The sequence below is a fragment of the Chryseobacterium gregarium DSM 19109 genome, from assembly GCF_000430845.1.
GTDB classification, from domain to species: Bacteria; Bacteroidota; Bacteroidia; order Flavobacteriales; family Weeksellaceae; genus Chryseobacterium; species Chryseobacterium gregarium.
Map to the genome: position 1 here is coordinate 206,085 of NZ_AUMU01000002.1, position 15,730 is coordinate 221,814.

At 39.5% G+C, this 15,730-nt stretch carries 16 protein-coding genes and 1 riboswitch; of the genes, 8 read left to right on the forward strand and 8 right to left on the reverse strand.

Annotation, left to right across the window (positions count from 1 at the left end; translation table 11 throughout):
* Positions 1-7: 7 nt before the first annotated feature.
* The 3 genes from H561_RS0103720 to cdd form a co-directional block, all read right to left on the reverse strand.
* The gene (locus H561_RS0103720) at positions 8-1,045 is read right to left on the reverse strand and encodes a DUF5074 domain-containing protein (RefSeq protein WP_034761295.1); all 1,038 of its coding nucleotides are present in this window, start codon (positions 1,043-1,045) and stop codon (positions 8-10) included.
* Positions 1,046-1,057: 12 nt separating this feature from the next.
* Positions 1,058-2,884, reverse strand: a complete 1,827-nt coding sequence (locus tag H561_RS0103725; protein WP_051349294.1) for a TonB-dependent receptor plug domain-containing protein — start codon at positions 2,882-2,884, stop codon at positions 1,058-1,060.
* 31 nt (positions 2,885-2,915) lie between these two features.
* Positions 2,916-3,093: riboswitch (cobalamin riboswitch) on the reverse strand.
* Positions 3,094-3,185: 92 nt separating this feature from the next.
* Positions 3,186-3,668, reverse strand: coding sequence for a cytidine deaminase (gene cdd, locus H561_RS0103730; RefSeq protein WP_027385796.1), 483 nt, complete (start codon positions 3,666-3,668; stop codon positions 3,186-3,188).
* 100 nt (positions 3,669-3,768) lie between these two features.
* Here cdd and H561_RS0103735 point away from each other — a divergent pair, with 100 nt between their 5' ends.
* Genes H561_RS0103735 through H561_RS0103745 form a run of 3 tightly spaced genes read left to right on the forward strand, consistent with a single transcriptional unit; the run spans position 3,769 to position 5,491 of the window.
* Complete coding sequence (locus tag H561_RS0103735) at positions 3,769-4,821, forward strand: NADH:flavin oxidoreductase/NADH oxidase (protein WP_027385797.1); 1,053 nt, start codon at positions 3,769-3,771, stop codon at positions 4,819-4,821.
* Positions 4,822-4,852: 31 nt separating this feature from the next.
* Entirely contained in the window at positions 4,853-5,137 is a 285-nt protein-coding gene (locus H561_RS0103740) for a DUF2752 domain-containing protein (protein ID WP_027385798.1), read from the forward strand.
* Positions 5,138-5,167: 30 nt separating this feature from the next.
* Positions 5,168-5,491: a CCC motif membrane protein gene (locus H561_RS0103745; RefSeq protein ID WP_027385799.1), complete on the forward strand. Its 324-nt coding sequence runs from the start codon at positions 5,168-5,170 to the stop codon at positions 5,489-5,491.
* Between the two features lie 88 nt (positions 5,492-5,579).
* On the opposite strand, the gene H561_RS0103750 is transcribed toward H561_RS0103745, so the two are convergent.
* Positions 5,580-7,118, reverse strand: coding sequence for an endonuclease (locus tag H561_RS0103750; RefSeq protein ID WP_027385800.1), 1,539 nt, complete (start codon positions 7,116-7,118; stop codon positions 5,580-5,582).
* 276 nt (positions 7,119-7,394) lie between these two features.
* Between H561_RS0103750 and H561_RS0103755 the strand changes: the two genes are divergently transcribed.
* Positions 7,395-8,201, forward strand: a complete 807-nt coding sequence (locus H561_RS0103755) for a T9SS type A sorting domain-containing protein (RefSeq protein ID WP_027385801.1) — start codon at positions 7,395-7,397, stop codon at positions 8,199-8,201.
* 109 nt (positions 8,202-8,310) lie between these two features.
* Here H561_RS0103755 and H561_RS0103760 read toward each other — a convergent pair whose 3' ends face one another.
* Both H561_RS0103760 and H561_RS0103765 read right to left on the reverse strand, forming a co-directional pair.
* On the reverse strand, positions 8,311-8,838 hold the full coding sequence (locus tag H561_RS0103760) for a DUF4136 domain-containing protein (protein WP_027385802.1): 528 nt from the start codon (positions 8,836-8,838) through the stop codon (positions 8,311-8,313).
* A gap of 1 nt (position 8,839) precedes the next feature.
* Entirely contained in the window at positions 8,840-9,022 is a 183-nt protein-coding gene (locus H561_RS0103765; protein WP_027385803.1) for a DUF5522 domain-containing protein, read from the reverse strand.
* Between the two features lie 41 nt (positions 9,023-9,063).
* Here H561_RS0103765 and H561_RS0103770 point away from each other — a divergent pair, with 41 nt between their 5' ends.
* The 4 genes from H561_RS0103770 to hemL all read left to right on the forward strand — a co-directional run bounded on the left by H561_RS0103770 (position 9,064) and on the right by hemL (position 12,793).
* The gene (locus H561_RS0103770) at positions 9,064-9,390 is read left to right on the forward strand and encodes a hypothetical protein (protein ID WP_027385804.1); all 327 of its coding nucleotides are present in this window, start codon (positions 9,064-9,066) and stop codon (positions 9,388-9,390) included.
* A gap of 83 nt (positions 9,391-9,473) precedes the next feature.
* Positions 9,474-10,382 carry a 1-aminocyclopropane-1-carboxylate deaminase/D-cysteine desulfhydrase gene (locus H561_RS0103775; RefSeq protein WP_034761298.1) on the forward strand — a complete coding sequence of 303 codons (909 nt, stop codon included), beginning with the start codon at positions 9,474-9,476 and terminating at the stop codon, positions 10,380-10,382.
* Positions 10,383-10,398: 16 nt separating this feature from the next.
* A complete protein-coding gene (locus H561_RS0103780; protein WP_027385806.1) occupies positions 10,399-11,457 on the forward strand; it encodes a glucosaminidase domain-containing protein in 1,059 nt (352 codons plus the stop codon).
* A gap of 52 nt (positions 11,458-11,509) precedes the next feature.
* The gene (gene hemL / locus H561_RS0103785) at positions 11,510-12,793 is read left to right on the forward strand and encodes a glutamate-1-semialdehyde 2,1-aminomutase (RefSeq protein WP_027385807.1); all 1,284 of its coding nucleotides are present in this window, start codon (positions 11,510-11,512) and stop codon (positions 12,791-12,793) included.
* A gap of 133 nt (positions 12,794-12,926) precedes the next feature.
* Here hemL and H561_RS0103790 read toward each other — a convergent pair whose 3' ends face one another.
* On the reverse strand, positions 12,927-14,093 hold the full coding sequence (locus tag H561_RS0103790) for a hypothetical protein (protein ID WP_027385808.1): 1,167 nt from the start codon (positions 14,091-14,093) through the stop codon (positions 12,927-12,929).
* 177 nt (positions 14,094-14,270) lie between these two features.
* Positions 14,271-15,695: a hypothetical protein gene (locus tag H561_RS0103795; protein ID WP_027385809.1), complete on the reverse strand. Its 1,425-nt coding sequence runs from the start codon at positions 15,693-15,695 to the stop codon at positions 14,271-14,273.
* Positions 15,696-15,730: the final 35 nt, after the last annotated feature.

Consider the following 15,730-nt stretch of genomic DNA (forward strand, 5'->3'; position numbering starts at 1 on the left):
TAATTTCTTAATTCTGATATACACTGTTTGAAGCTATGCCTCCGGTAAAAGTTTTGATTAAAGTTCCTGAAGTAGAATATACGCTGATCTTACTGTCTTGCGTAAATCCGTTAGCATCAGAAGTGAAAATTCTGTCGTTAACTACACTGAACCCATAAAGATTAGAGTACGGATCGATACTGTTTGTCACGGAGAACAATGGAGCAGTAGGCGCTGTGTTGGCTGTCATATCCATCGCGTATACTTTAAGCCCGGAAGTAAAATAAAACTTACCTTTTTCAATTTCCAGGTTGGTAGCATTGGTAATTCCTGTCAAGGTATAGGTCTTTGTGATACTTCCCGTATTTGAAATCTGGTAAATATAAGAATCTGAAGTTCCTGCAGCAATTGCATATACCATATCATTGCTTTCAATCATTTTATTGATATTCCCGTTAGGAAGGGTAATGCTGGATTGAGCTTCATTGTTGGAAGTTGTGATATAAGTAATCTTATTTCCGAAACCGAATGATGCATTCTGAACGAAAATGTTATTTCCCGCTTCTACAACCCTTTCCACTGTATCCGTAAAATTAATTTTTTTAACAAACGATAAATCAGATGCTTTATAAATACTTACGAATTTGTCACCTCCGAATTTATCATTGGTTACATAGATATTATTATTGGCAAAAGCCATATAGCGCGGTGCATTCAATTGGGAAGTAATTTCTCCGGCTTTCTTGAAGCTGTAGCGGTTGACAACCTGGATTTTATTGGAATTATTCAATAAAAGATAAGCATTGTCGCCACTGAAGCTGATCATTTGCAAGACATCGCCAAGATTGGATCCGTTGGCAGCCGAGAAAATATTGTCCTGTTTAGTTTTTAAATCCGAACTTACATACGTGATGTCAGCATTCGGTTTTCCAAAGTTTCCCTCATTGGCAATTAAAAAACCGTTTCCGTAATAGGCTTCCAGATTTACGTCATCGTCATTGCTGCATGAAGTAGTAAAAAGTAAGGCAGAAGCAAAAGCAATTGTTAAAAATTTAGTTATTCTCATATATTTTTTAGTTTAAAAATTAAGGGTTGCATAAACACTGTAGTTCCTTTTAGGCATCGGATAATATGAAACTGTTTCATAAACAGTGTTTGTTATATTATTTACTTTAAATCCTAAAGTATATTTTTTCAGGACAGTTGCAGAAATTCCGGTGTTCATAACAAAATAAGGCTCAATAGCATCAGCCTTTTTTCCATCAGTTGTCGTATAAGTCAGTCCGTTGAAAAGTCCCTGAATATAAATTCTAAGAAAATCATATTGATAATCAATATTTCCGACCGCTCTGTGAATCGGTACGTACATCAGCTGGGTTTCTTTCTTCTTATTAACAGATTTAGCATAAGTATAGCCGGCGTTAAGCCTTAAACCATTCTTTCCGAGATTTTTATGAAACGTAACCTGTGATTCCAGTCCATAAGATTTAACCTGAAATGTATTTATTGGCGACCAGTATCCAAATGATGTCGGAAGCCAGTTGATATAATTCTTTATGTCCATATAATATGGGCTTAAAGTGATATTGAAATTCCCCAGCTTAAATACATGATCCATATCTATATTCGTAGAAGTTTCCGGAAGTAAATCTAGATTTCCACCCGGTTCCCAGTACAGATCATTGAATGAGGGAAACCTGAAGTTCCTGGAAAAATTTGCCCCCACACTGTACCAAGCCAAAGGATTCCATTTTCCTGAAACAGAATAGAGCAAAGGAGAAGTAATATCTTCAACAAAATCTTTTTTAACTCCGGCTTCAAAACGTAAATCTTGTGTTACAAAATACCGTAACAATCCGGCAGCAGATCCTATATTCCTGCTTATATTTCCAATCCCTGAACCGAAACCTTCACCTTTGTTTACCTGAAATTCCCCGATAACATTAAAATTGATTTTCGGTGTTATGAAATAATTAAAATCATTTTTGAAAATGTAATTCCTGCCATCTGCACCGCTTGATTTTGGTCTGTCGATATCTCCAAAATACTGAAAGTTGTCTTCCGTGTAAGCCGCTTTTAAGCTGTTTGAAAATTTACCTTTTTTAAGGTCCCATGACAATAAACTTCTCAATGTCTGAGCATCATACTTTGTTTTATTTCCGTTTTCTACAAAAATAGGGTAATGTTGTGACCCGTCAAAGATCTGGTTTTGCCAGGAAATGGTCTGATGATCAGCAATTTTATAAGATACACCGATATTCACTGAAGTATTGTAATATCTTCCGTTCCGGTTAATATATTCTTCTTCCGGAACCTCATAATCGTTCTGGCTGACAGAATGATTTCCGGAAACTTTAAAACTGAATTGGTCATTGCTGAATGATGCTTTTGCAAAATTTGTAAACGTTCCGAAAGAAGCCGCCTCAGAAAAAACAGAAGCATTAGATCCCCTGTTGAATTCCAGATTATTGTTCAGATGAATACTTCCTCCAATGGCTGAACTTCCGTAAATGACACTTCCGCCACCTGATTTTACTTCAAGCTGGTCATATCCGAAAAGCGAATTGTTATTGATATCTGCCTGTCCTAAAAAAGTAGAATTGATATTAATTCCGTTCCAGACAAAGGCAGTATGCGAAGCACTTGTTCCCCTGAAAGAAGGCGAAGACACTGCTCCGCGGCCGTTTTCCTTAATATAAACCTGAGACTGGAAGCGTAATGCTTCAGAAAGACTGGTGGAATTTTTTTCGATGTCTTTTGGGGTAAGGGTATTGACTTTGTGAAAAAGTTTTACCTTGTTCATCTGGCTGTCAAAAATATAAACCGTATCAATCGTTTTCTCCTGTCCGAAAAGAAAACAACCGTAAGACGAAAAAATCAGTAGTAAAGATCTCTTGATATTCATGCTCTTTTACTTTTCCTCCGAAAGCAATATTTTATTGATTAAGATCCTGGCAGGTCTCCTGACTTTCGCTTGCTACACCTTCCCGTTTTTCACAGTGGTCTTTTCGTAGAAACTTTTGTTGCGATTTACAGTTGCGGGGACAGTCCGGGATTTTCACCCGATTCCCTTTTCATTCCAAATGATTGGAAACCAAAATTTTTGCAAAGATAAGTTTTTAAATGTATTACGCAAACTGCAGAAAATCACTTAATTTCCAGACTGAAATGATAATGATATCAACAGTTTTATAAAATGCATCGTACTACAAAAATGTAGCATCAAAATAAAACGGAAGCAGATCCTTGATGGCATGAACTTTAAATACCTCTTCATTCATGCTGGAAAAATAAAGGTCAATATTTTCGTTCTGCTTGGTTTCATATTCCATTAAGCTCTGCCTGCACGCTCCGCAGGGAGGAATCGGCGGGTTGCTTTCATGAAGTGCTCTTGGTCCTCCGACGATAAAAATCTTTTTGATTTTCACGTCCGGGAAATTAGCGGCGATCCAGAACAGGGCAGTCCGTTCTGCGCAGAGCCCGGAAGGATACGCTGCATTTTCCTGGTTATTTCCGGAATAGATTTTATCATTTTCCAACAGCACGGCACAGCCTACCAGAAAGTTCGAATAAGGAGCATAGGCCTTTTCGCGGGCTTCCTTTGCTTTTTCAAATAATTTTTTTTCTATATCGTTCAGTTCACTGCTGTTCTTAAAATATTCGTAACTGATTCGGGTTTCTTTTTTCATATATTGTAAAATAAAAAAGGGGGATAAAAGTAGCTCTTTTTCAGCAGGTGGGCAAGGTTATTGCATCTTCAAGAATTTTAAATTAAAAATCAAATAACAAATGTTATACACTCCGATTAAGTTCAGAAATGTTGAACTGAAAAACCGTTGGGTAATGTCCCCGATGTGTATGTATTCCTCTGAAAGCGGTCTTCCTAATGACTTTCATTATGTCCATTACGGCAGCAGGTCCCAGGGTGGAACAGGTCTGCTCATTGTGGAAGCCTCTGGCGTGGAGCCGCGCGGGAGAATTACCAATCATTGCATGGGAATCTGGAATGACGAACAGGCAGAACAGCTGCAGCGCATTGTGCAGTTCGTACACCGGCATTCCGAAAGTAAAATAGGCATCCAGCTTTCCCATGCCGGAAGAAAAGGTTCTACCTGGAATAATGTTCAGATTCCGGTTGAAGAAGGTTGGGAAACCATTGCGCCGAGCCCGGTTCCGTATCAGCCTACGGAAAGAATTCCGCATGTCTTAACAGCCGGAGAGATCAAAGAGCAGGTTCAGTATTTCAGAGAAGCAGCGAAAAGGGCTGTACAGGCAGGCTTTGACATCATTGAAATCCATGCGGCCCACGGTTATCTGATTCACCAGTTTTTGTCGCCGCTTTCCAATATCAGGACGGATGAATACGGCGGAAGCTTTGAAAACAGGGTCCGGTTCCTCGTAGAGATTGTTGATGCTGTTAATGAAGAGCTTAATGAAAATGTTGCTCTGTTTGTAAGGATTTCCGGGACCGAATATGCCGAAAACGGCTGGGATATAGATGACAGTGTGGAGTTGGCTAAAATTTTAAAAAATCACCACGTTGATCTTGTCGATGTTTCCAGTGGAGGAAATATTCACGGCGCTAAAATTCCTGTACATGAGGGATACCAGGTTCCGTTTTCTTCACAGGTGAAAAACGAAGCGCAGGTAAAAACCGGCGCTGTCGGATTAATTACAAAAATAGGACAGGCAGAAGAAATTCTTCAGAAGGGTGATGCCGACTTGATTTTCATTGCCAGGGAAATATTACGGAATCCTTATATTGCAGTTCAGGGATCATTTGAAATGAAAGAAGACTGTTTTTTCCCACATCAATATTTAAGAGCCAAAATTTCCTCTTAATGTATTATATTTGGGAAGATAAAACACCGGAATGAAAATAGAAGACTTCATGCTGCCTTGCCCGAGTAAAAAATTATTAGGAATTGAATGTTTCGGCTGCGGTACCCAAAGGGCTATTGTTATGGTTTTTGAAGGCAGGTTTGGTGAAGCTTTTCATATGTTTCCTGCTGTATACACCTTATTGCTTTTTTTTGCGACGGTTGTCCTGAATTTTGTGGATACGAAAAGGAATTATGGAAACCTGTTAGTGGGACTGGCTGCTGCTAATGCCGTAATTATGGTCGTTGCCTATTTTTATAAACATCAAATTTTTTAAACTCATATTAATAACATTAAAAATTTAACTATGGATCAGAAATTGCCAAATGCACAAACCGTGCTGATTTTAGGAATTGTTTCAGTGGTAGGGACCTGTTGCTGTTCGGGTTTAATCGGAATTATCTGCGGACTTATCGGTCTTAGCAAGTATAAAAACGATAAGATGCTTTACGACGCAAATCCGTCACAGTATTCGGATTACGGTAATCTGAATACAGGCCGTATCTTATGTATTATCGGCCTTGCTTTAGGAGGATTGCAGGTTATTTACATGGTTTTTATTCTTGCCACTGTTGGCTGGGATGGGTATATGGAACAAATGAGAAATATTTCCACCATGGGAAGAGGATAAAAAAGAAGACCGCTGTAAGCGGTCTTTTTCATTTGATACACAAAGCCTTTTTTAAATCTAACAGACTCTGATCTTATTGTGATTGATGTTATTTCACAATAAACTTTAGAGCCAGATCATCCAGTCTCAAAATATAAACTCCCTGTTCAAGGTTTTTGATTTTAATCAGGTTCCTGCTGTTCTTAAAAGGCTGATCAATAGTCTGCATAACCTTTCCCTGCAGATTATAGATCTCCGCTCTTTTAATATTTTGAATTTCGCCTTTGACAAAAATCTCCTGATTGGAAATCGGATTTGGAGAGATCTGTAAGGTGTTCTGATCTGAATTTAATCCGGAAGAAATATTTTGAATCTTTTTGGATGTCCCCGGATAGCACGTCCAGCTCAGATTGTCAATGGCCACTCTTTTGCTCGCTGAAGTATTCTCCAGGGTTACCATTACATTTCCGGTCGTATTGATATTATTGATGGTTGTAGTCGTTGCATTTGCAGAATAAGGAACGGTTCCGACCGTTGCACCGTTTACTTTAACGGTAAAGGTACCGTTGCTTCCTGAAAACTTAAGCTGTGTGGTTACCGTTAATGATCCGATACCGTTGGCTGAATTTCCTGACGTGAGCGAACCTGCTCTCACGGTAATTGCTTTGCCGGAAATCGTCTGATCCGTTCTGGCATCCGTTGCAGTCCATGAAAGGGTGTTATTGGTCCAGGTTCTGGTCGTATAAGATGCTGTGCTGGCAGTCGGGATGGTTTCAAAAGTCTCATTGGCGCAACCTGTTGAAACCGGAGGGTTGGTTGTTCCGCCACCGTCATCAGAACCTGAACCCCAAATTTGATTCACATAACCCGGATTATCAATAAAAGGGTTCCTGTTTCCCTGATAGGTATAAGAAGCATTGTTTCTGTTGATTTCTGCCTGAGAAACTGGGTCCTGACTGTGCCAGGCCAGCAAAATATTCAGCTCCCAGGTCTGCAATCCGGGAAATGCGGAACTTCCCAGCATATTTCCTGTTGAAAAAGTTGAAAGCTTGCTTTGGTAGCGGGTCACAAAATAGAAGATCATCCTGGCTACATCACCTTTAAACTCATCAATGGGCTCAAAAACCGTTCCCGCGTATCCTGAAGAAGCAGAATTTCCCAGTTTTGATCCGTTTTTAGAAGTAAAGGTGGCGGTTCCTACTTTTCCGAAAGGATAATTGGATCTCATTCCGTTCACTTTTCCGTCGGTGGCCCTGATAAAATGAATATCAGAAACCATAGGCGAAGATTCGCTAAATAAACTTTGAGGAACGATATGTTCCCTGTTATAGCAGTTTCCTTCTACCGAATAAGTGCCGCACTGATTGGTAACCGGAGTATACTTGTAAGGATCTGTTCCGGAGGGTTTTTCAGAATAGATATCCAGAATTGAACCGTCATTTTCATAATTTTTATCAATGTCGGTGGTTTTGTAGCCGTTCCAGAGCCCGCCGTAGCCTTTGTCCTGATGGCCGTTTGTGATAATCGTGCTTAAAGCGGTTTTCAAAGAAGCGCCCGATAATCCGTTCGCCGCATTGTAATATCCCGCCGGAGCCTGCGCATTTGCTAATACTGAAGCGAACGCTAAGATCAATAATGGTTTTTTCATTTCAATATTTAAGTTGGTTAAGATTAATATAAATTTAGGAATTAAAAATTACGGGATTATTAAATTTTAATATGTTCTGGATCAGAACTCTTATGACTCCAATGTTCTATAGCGTTCTAGATGGTATATTAACAAACTCTGATGTCTATAAATGATCGTTGTATTAATTAATTTAAAATCATAGATTAAGTTTGTTTACATTGATAAAAATCATAAATTTTGAATTTAAAATGCTAATAAAAAGAAGTATTTTCGTTCCTCTTATATTTATTTAGAATGAATAAAAATTTATACTTTACAATTTGTATTCCTTTATTAGGAATTTTAGGCGGTAGGTCTGCCATTAATGCCCAATGTACAGCAGTAAGCAGTTTTTCGGAAAATTTTGATGCGTACAGTTCGCCAAACAGTATCGTGCCCACCTGTTGGGATCGGGTTGTCCTGAACGGGGCGAGCCAGATTATTTCAAGTACCCAGCCGGCTTCCGGAACAAGTCAGATCTATCAGACCGGTTACGGAGCAGGAAAGATCTCTATCGTTGTCATGCCGTTGGTAACTAATATCAATGCCGGAACGCATCAGTTAAGGGTGAAAATGAAGTCAAACGGGGCAGGTTATCTTGAATTCGGATATATAAAAGATGCTTTGCCGGATACTTTCGTAGTGCTTCAGCCGATTACTATTACAAATCCATCTTATGACGGTACATCAGAAAGAACGTTTATGGTCCCGACAACTGTTCCGAATGGTATGAGGTTAGCTATTCGTAATCCCGGAACTTCTTTTGCAGGGCATTATTGGGATGATGCGGTTTGGGAAGAGATTCCGAATTTAGGGACCCACGAGAATGAGAGCTCAGCCGGAATAAAGATGTATCCTAATCCTTTCAATGACGTACTGAACATTACCGATATAAAAGATGTGAAAAAAATATCCGTGAATGATGCAGCAGGAAGAGTGGTCCAGACAATTGAAAAACCTTCAAAGGCTATACAACTAAATGATCTGAATAAAGGGGTTTATTTTGTGACTTTACATTTTAAAAACGGAACTGAAAAATCGTTTAAGGCCATTAAAAACTAAATTTTCCAATTATAACATAAAAGGCTGTTGATATTATCGACATTCTATATCAAACAAAAAACCAATGCGGACTGTGCATTGGTTTTTCTATATCCGATCAGTTAAGATCTTATTTTCTCTGAGGAGGATAATTTTTCATGATTTCCATTACGATTTCTGGGATCTGTCTTTGTTTTGCTTTCGGAGAATCTACGGAAATTCCGCTTCCGATTCCCTGCCATACCAATTTGTTGGTTCTTGCATCTACAAGGTCAACAATAATGGCTCCTTCATTATAATTGCTCGTCCAGGTTCTGTTCATTCCGATTCCCCATCCGAAAGGACCGCCCCATCCCCACATTCCGTACGGAGAAGAAGAATTGATATCGGTTACTTTTTTATGGTTGGCTTTCAGATTGGCAATCAGATCCGGGTTTTCTCCCGGCTGAAGCCCCTTGGTCTGAAGCTGTCTTGACAATTCGTTCAAAACCCTGTCTTTGTCAATATCATTCAGCTTAAGATCGTCAATCCTTAACTTATAGGTTTTGTATGAATTAAAATTGGCCGTCTCTGCATAATCGGAACGCACATTGAACGGACTGCAGGAAGTAAGGGTCAGGGTAGCCGAAGCTAGCAGAAGAAAAATATATTTTTTCATTTTACTTAATTTTTTTATCGTTTTTAATGAATGTATCAGTCTTTTTATCGTATCCGTAAGGACAGTGTTTACAGCCGCTTTTACAGCAGTAGCCTCTTTTCAGGTGAAACTTTTCCGTAAAAACCTTATATCCCTGCTCATTGTAGTAAAAGTCTTCGCCTTCTTTGATATCAAAAAGTGCCATAAGTTAAATCGCTAAGTCAAAAAAACTTTATATTTGTTAGTATGATAATTGTATGCCAAAAGCCACTGAAAAGATTAAAAATCAACGGCATCGCTCTTTTCCCTTTTATCCTGATCAGCAACCCCGAAGATAAGAAAAATAAGATATTGATCAATCATGAAAAAATACATTTGAGGCAGCAGCTTGAAATGCTGATTGTTTTCTTTTATATTTTTTATTTAATCGAGTATTATTACTGGCTGTTCAAACTGAAAGACCGCTATAAAGCATATCAAAGGATTTCTTTTGAAAGGGAAGCTTATGCTAATGAGCATGACCTTAATTACCTGAAAAAAAGGAGATTGTGGAGTTTTGAAAAGTATTTGTAAGGTTGAAGATAAAGATTTGCATTTTAAATAAATACTGATACAACAAAACATTAATTTTGTGGTTTTAAATATGGTTAAAAGAAATGCTGTTACCACTTCCGATACAAAAGATCCCTATCCAGGAAATTCCCGTTCATCAAAACATACAGCTTTTTATGAAGAGGGAAGATCTTATTCACCCTCAGATTTCCGGAAACAAATACTGGAAACTATTCTTTAACATTAATAAGTATGCAGCAGGAAATCCGGTAAAACCTTACCTCATCACTTTTGGCGGTGCTTTTTCCAATCATATTGCTGCTGTTTCTGCTATCGGGAACCTGGCGGGAATCCCGACACTGGGCATCATAAGAGGAGAGGAGCTAGAAGACAAATGGCGCGGGAACCCGACTTTGGTTTTTGCGAAAAAAAACGGAATGAATTTAAAATTCGTTACCCGCACAGAATACCGGCATAAAGAAAAACTAACTGCTTTTCTGCAGCAGGAATTTCCTGATGCTTTGATCGTTCCTGAAGGCGGAACCAATGAAGATGCCGTGGCAGGCATAAAAATGATACTGAATGACCATACCAAAGATTTTGATTATCTTTGCACCGCAGTCGGGACAGGAGGGACGGTGGCCGGAATCTCAAAATATTGTGAAGACCACCAGAAAGTTATAGGCTTTAAAGTAGTGGATGATGACTCATTGGAAAACAGGATCGCAGAACTGACTTTAAATAGAAATTTCAGTTTAATAGATTCGCATTTCGGAGGTTACGGTAAAATAAAAGATGAAAACATCCGTTTTATCAATGACTTTAAGAAGGAGTACAGAATTCAGCTGGAACCGGTATATACAGGAAAAATGATGCAGAAGGTTTTTGAACTGATAGAGAATGGTTACTTTCCTGAAAACAGCAAAGTACTGTGCTTCCATACCGGCGGGTTACAGGGGATTGAGGGGGCCAACCTGCTTTTAGAAAAACAAAAAAGAAGTTTAATTATTTAAGTAAAAATTGAAAAACATGAAAAGACTTTTCTCCATATTAAGCCTTTTAGTTTTATCAAAATTCTCTGCTCAGAGTTGGGCTACTGAAGACCAGTACATCCAGAAATTTGCCAGATATGCCGTGGAAGAGATGGAAAAATATAAAATTCCGGCTTCTATTACCTTAGCGCAGGGACTTCTGGAAACTGGCGGCGGGCAAAGCCGTCTGGCACTTGAAGGCAAAAATCATTTCGGCATCAAGTGTAAGGAAGACTGGACCGGAAAAACCATGAAGCATACCGATGATGCTCCCAATGAATGTTTCCGGGTGTATGATGATCCCAGACAGTCTTATGAAGACCACTCCGTATTTCTTTCGACGAGAAAGTATTACGCCAATCTTTTCAATCTCGATATGAAAGATTACCGGGCATGGGCTACCGGGCTGAAAAAAGCAGGTTATGCCACCAATCCACGGTACGCTTCCATCCTGATCGGCAAAATTGAAAAGTATAAGTTATATGAATTTGATAATACGAGTTCCAGGGAAGTAATGTATGCGGTTTTAAAAATGTACCCTAATCTTAAGGATGACAGGGCTTTTATGGCACAGCTGGAACCTGAAAAATACACCAGGAAAGCAAAAAATCCGGTAACTGTTGAAGTTCCTTACAAGCAGACTTCCTATGCGCAGCAGCAGAAAAGAGTGGAGCGGATTAAAACCAAAGCGGAAATCCTTAATACCATCCTGATTAAAAGCCATCCGAATGACGGGTTAAAATACATAATCATTCCCGAAGACACCGACGTTCAGTTTATTGCGAAGAAATTTAAAATCAGCGAAAGCAAACTGATCAAATGGAACGAGCTTGAAAATAATATGCTGCAGAAAAATGATATCGTTTTCCTTGAATCTAAAAATTCTGACGGAAATACACCGACCTATCAGGCTGAGTACGGTGAAGATATGCATGATATTGCCCAAAAGTTCGGAATCAAGTTAAATAAATTATACGCCAAAAACAGGATGGACCAGGGCCAGCAGCCTTCCGCCGGACAGCTGATTTATCTGATTGATAAAAAACCGAGAAATTAATCTTTGTTGATTATTCCTATTATCATTTTAGGAGTTCAACCAATAATTACCTATGAAGTACCAAAGAAGTTCAGCTTTATTTGATGAAGCATATCAATACATCCCGGGCGGAGTTAATTCTCCCGTCCGTGCGTTTAAATCAGTAGGCGGTGTGCCGGTTTTTATGAAATCTGCAAAAGGAGCTTACCTTACAGATGCTGATGATAATACCTATATCGATTACATCAATTCATGGGGTCCCGCGATTTTAGGGCATACCCATCCGGAAGTGCTGGAAGAATTAAAAATTCAGGCAGAAAAAGGATTTTCCTTTGGAGCACCGACAGAGCTGGAAACGGAGATTGCAAAATTTATCGTAGAAAATGTTCCGAATATCGATCAGATCAGAATGGTTTCTTCGGGTACGGAAGCCTGTATGAGTGCCGTCAGGCTGGCCAGAGGTTTTACGGGAAGAGATAAGATTGTAAAATTTGAAGGTTGCTACCACGGGCATTCGGACTCGTTTCTGATTAAGGCAGGAAGCGGTGCAGCAACCTTCGGAAACCCGAATTCTCCGGGGGTAACCGAGGGAACAGCTAAAGACACATTATTAGCAAGATACAATGACTTTGAACAGGTTGAAGATCTGTTCAGGCACAACCAGAGTGAAATTGCTGCGGTTATTATAGAGCCTGTTGCCGGAAATATGGGCTGTGTGCTTCCTGAAAATGAATTCCTTCAGAAATTAAGAAAGATCTGTGATGAAAACGGAGCTTTATTGATTTTTGATGAGGTGATGACGGGTTTCAGGCTGGCCTTCGGAGGCGCGCAGGAACTTTATGATGTAAAAGCGGATCTGGTAACGTATGGAAAAGTAATCGGAGGCGGGCTCCCGGTAGGGGCTTTTGCCGGAAAAAACGAAATTATGGATTACCTGGCCCCGAAAGGAGCTGTATACCAGGCCGGAACATTAAGCGGAAATCCTCTGGCGATGAGGGCCGGCTTAAAAACATTACAGCTCATTAAAAACGATCCTGAATTCTTCAGCAGACTGGCAAAAACGACAGAGACCCTGGATTTTGAAATCGGGAAAATTTTGAATGAAAAAGGCATTGCCCATAAAATCAACAGGAAAGGGTCTATGATGTCGGTGTTTTTCCATATTAACCGGGTTTCCAATTTTGATGAAGCCCAGGAAGCCAATCATTCATTGTTCAATAATTTCTTCCATCAATTACTTCAAAACGGAGTCTACCTTCCACCAAGCGGCTATGAAACGTATTTTATCAGCGATGCGATTAAGGACCGGGAAATTGATATGACATTGGAAGCAGTTAGGAAATTTCAATATTCTTAAGATTTAATTCAAAGATAAAAATGATAAAGATTTAAGCTTCGTCATTTTTAAAATACAATCCATCATATATCTAAAATCCCCTAGAATAACTTTCTAAGGGATTTTTATTTTTACATTCAATTTCATTCAGTATTTATTGCAGGCCGGACCAGCCCACTGCCCAGGCCGGGCTTGCCACTCCGTTTCCGGCACCGGCGGCGTCATTTTTTACGGTAAATGTAGTGTCAATGATGGCTACATTAGTACCTGCCGTGGATTTCAAGGAAACTTTTGTGGTGACATCCGTATCAAAGAAAGAATTGGTGATTTTCTTTTTGCCGTTGAAATACGCTACTGCCGAATCACTTTCAATGGCAATACCTTTTGTCCAGTTGGAAACGATGATATTATCCATTGTGGCATAGGTTCCTGAAGAGAGCTTTATGGCATCAGATTCGCCGGTGGTTCCGCCCAGCAGGGTAACATTTTTGATCATGGGATTGGATCTTGGCGAAGCATCAGCATTGGACGCATTATTAATCCCTTTGATTCCGGTATTCCCCGTACCGTCTGTTTTTCTTTTTGTGTAAATATTGGAAGCGGTCCCCGTCCATCCGTTCATCCAGCTGAAAGCATCATTTTCATTTCCTAGAGAAACGATATTGGAAAGATTTACCGTTCCTCCGTAAATTCCGATCCCGTCTTCAGCGCCGTTTACTACGGCGATGTTTTCCACTTTCGTATCGCTTCCGACCCCAAATAAAGAAAAACCGTTGAATTTTTTACCGGCTGCAAAATCAGCACCTGCATGATCAATCCTTACATAGGTTAAAGACCCTGAATTGTCCGTTGCTGTACTCCCTCCGTATATTGAATTGCCTATTTCAGAAGAGTTTGTAGTTCCGGTATTTACCGGTGCTTTTCCGCAGATTACCAAACCGCCCCAGCTCCCCGGTGTGGCTGCTGAAGACGAAAACAATATTGGAGATAAGGTTGTTCCGTTGGCATAAATCTGTCCGCCCTGTTCTACTAAAACATAGGAGGCCGCTCCGGCTGTTGCAACAATTCTAGTTCCCGCAGGAATGATAAGTTTGCCTCCGTCTTTTACCCTGACTGCTCCGTTGAGCACATAGACTTTAGTGGCATCCAGCGTTACGATCTGCCCGTTGGTTACCTCACCTTTAAAATTGCCCGGATCCTGCGCAATTCCTATAACAGCAATTTTTGCCGTTTCCTCATCCTCTTTGCTGCAGGAGTTTGCGGCAAATGATGCACCCATTATCATTAACGAGATGATCAGCGGGATATAATTTCTCTTCATGTAAAGTTTTATTTTTATTTTTTACAAAATAGCCTGAATCTATTTATTAAAAAGCCAAATTACAGCTTTTCTTTTATTTCCCAATTCAAAATGTGTGTTTTGCCCATAATAAAACGTCATCGGAAATTATTTCCGATGACGTTTTGAATTTAATATGAAGAAACTAATTACTGAGTATTATAAGTTATAGTTGGTCCATCCTGCGTACCAAGTATCAGTAGCATCTTTAACAGCTCCTCTGTATGTTACCTGAGTAAACCAGTTTGTTAATTTTGCATGAGTGAATACCCCACCTGTCAATAGCGCTGATCCGGAAGCAGGAGAAAAGTTTGGCGTTGTTCCTGCAGGAGCCCAAGCATTTGTAAATTTCGCATCAGCTGTATAAGCCAGAGTAGTGTTTCCTCCCGTATTATACCAGTTTGTAAGATCTGTTAATGTGAAAGTTGTAGGCGTTGTAGTAGATCCTGCAAATTTTAAAGGCGTTACATTTCCTGCTAAAATATTATTCTGGAAAACAAGCTTTGAACCACCAATATTGTTGTCTGTAGGAACTCCCTTCGTAGCATCAATGAATAAACCGATTGGGAATCCTGTGAAAACAGAGTTAAATACTGAGATTGAAGAATTTCTTCTGATCTGTAAAGCGTTCTGGAACAAAACATTAATTGTACCTGCATTTGTAGCAGTGCTTGAAGAGTTGATTGGTCCAACAATAGTCATGTTAGAGAATGTTGCTCCTGTTTGCGGCGTCAAAGAAGAACCGTTGGCATCATTATCAGATTCGAATGCATTAGAACCTGAAACGTCTGCAATCTGGTTATCTCTTACCGCAATACCGAACTGGATTTTTCCTGAGAAACCGTTATCCGTATCGAAATCATCATCAAGACCTTTGTAAGAAATAAGGTGAGAACAGTTTACCGTTCCTCCGAACCACTCAAAACTATCATCATTAGCATAAGCAACCTCTACGTAATCTACTGTAGTACCGTTACCAACCCCTCCGAATGTAATTCCGTTGATTTCCTTATCCGGTAAAAATGCATACCCAGCATATTCTACCCTTACATATTTTAAAACACCACTGTTGTCAGCCGCATTGGTTCCTCCGTAAAGACCTAAACCTTCAGTGTTGTTGATCCCACCTTCGATTTCTCCGATTCCAGCCTGTCCGTTAAAAGAAGCATTGGTAGGAGCTGCTCCTAAGATTACTAATCCCGCCCAGTCTCCTCTTTTAGGACTTGGTTTTTCTGAAGTGAAGATAATAGGATTTGAAGCAGTACCTTCTGCCATGATCTTACTTCCTCTTGTGATAATTAATGAACCGTTTTTATCCGCCTCACCAACGATTTTTGTTCCCGGTTCGATAGTTAAGGTAGCTCCGTTGGTTACATATACCAATCCTCTTAATTTATAGGTATTATTGGCTTTAAGCGTAAGATTAGAAGTTATTTTCCCTGAAAGAATTAAATTTTCAGTACTTCCGTTTCCTGAACCTCCATTTTGAACAATGGTCTGCCCATCTTCTTCTATGTTTCTACATGCAGTTACCGTAGTTGCTAAAGTACCAAGCATTAGAGCGTATAAAACAAATTTTTTCATGTTATAAAGACTTATTTTTATTAAATATTGATTAG

Excerpts from the sequence above, each read along its gene's own strand:
- H561_RS0103720 (WP_034761295.1), bottom strand. The coding sequence starts at position 1,045 with ATGAGAATAACTAAATTTTTAACAATTGCTTTTGCTTCTGCCTTACTT.
- H561_RS0103725 (WP_051349294.1), bottom strand. The coding sequence starts at position 2,884 with ATGAATATCAAGAGATCTTTACTACTGATTTTTTCGTCTTACGGTTGT.
- cdd (WP_027385796.1), bottom strand. The coding sequence starts at position 3,668 with ATGAAAAAAGAAACCCGAATCAGTTACGAATATTTTAAGAACAGCAGT.
- H561_RS0103735 (WP_027385797.1), top strand. The coding sequence starts at position 3,769 with ATGTTATACACTCCGATTAAGTTCAGAAATGTTGAACTGAAAAACCGT.
- H561_RS0103740 (WP_027385798.1), top strand. The coding sequence starts at position 4,853 with ATGAAAATAGAAGACTTCATGCTGCCTTGCCCGAGTAAAAAATTATTA.
- H561_RS0103745 (WP_027385799.1), top strand. The coding sequence starts at position 5,168 with ATGGATCAGAAATTGCCAAATGCACAAACCGTGCTGATTTTAGGAATT.
- H561_RS0103750 (WP_027385800.1), bottom strand. The coding sequence starts at position 7,118 with ATGAAAAAACCATTATTGATCTTAGCGTTCGCTTCAGTATTAGCAAAT.
- H561_RS0103755 (WP_027385801.1), top strand. The coding sequence starts at position 7,395 with ATGAATAAAAATTTATACTTTACAATTTGTATTCCTTTATTAGGAATT.
- H561_RS0103760 (WP_027385802.1), bottom strand. The coding sequence starts at position 8,838 with ATGAAAAAATATATTTTTCTTCTGCTAGCTTCGGCTACCCTGACCCTT.
- H561_RS0103765 (WP_027385803.1), bottom strand. The coding sequence starts at position 9,022 with ATGGCACTTTTTGATATCAAAGAAGGCGAAGACTTTTACTACAATGAG.
- H561_RS0103770 (WP_027385804.1), top strand. The coding sequence starts at position 9,064 with ATGATAATTGTATGCCAAAAGCCACTGAAAAGATTAAAAATCAACGGC.
- H561_RS0103775 (WP_034761298.1), top strand. The coding sequence starts at position 9,474 with ATGCTGTTACCACTTCCGATACAAAAGATCCCTATCCAGGAAATTCCC.
- H561_RS0103780 (WP_027385806.1), top strand. The coding sequence starts at position 10,399 with ATGAAAAGACTTTTCTCCATATTAAGCCTTTTAGTTTTATCAAAATTC.
- hemL (WP_027385807.1), top strand. The coding sequence starts at position 11,510 with ATGAAGTACCAAAGAAGTTCAGCTTTATTTGATGAAGCATATCAATAC.
- H561_RS0103790 (WP_027385808.1), bottom strand. The coding sequence starts at position 14,093 with ATGAAGAGAAATTATATCCCGCTGATCATCTCGTTAATGATAATGGGT.
- H561_RS0103795 (WP_027385809.1), bottom strand. The coding sequence starts at position 15,695 with ATGAAAAAATTTGTTTTATACGCTCTAATGCTTGGTACTTTAGCAACT.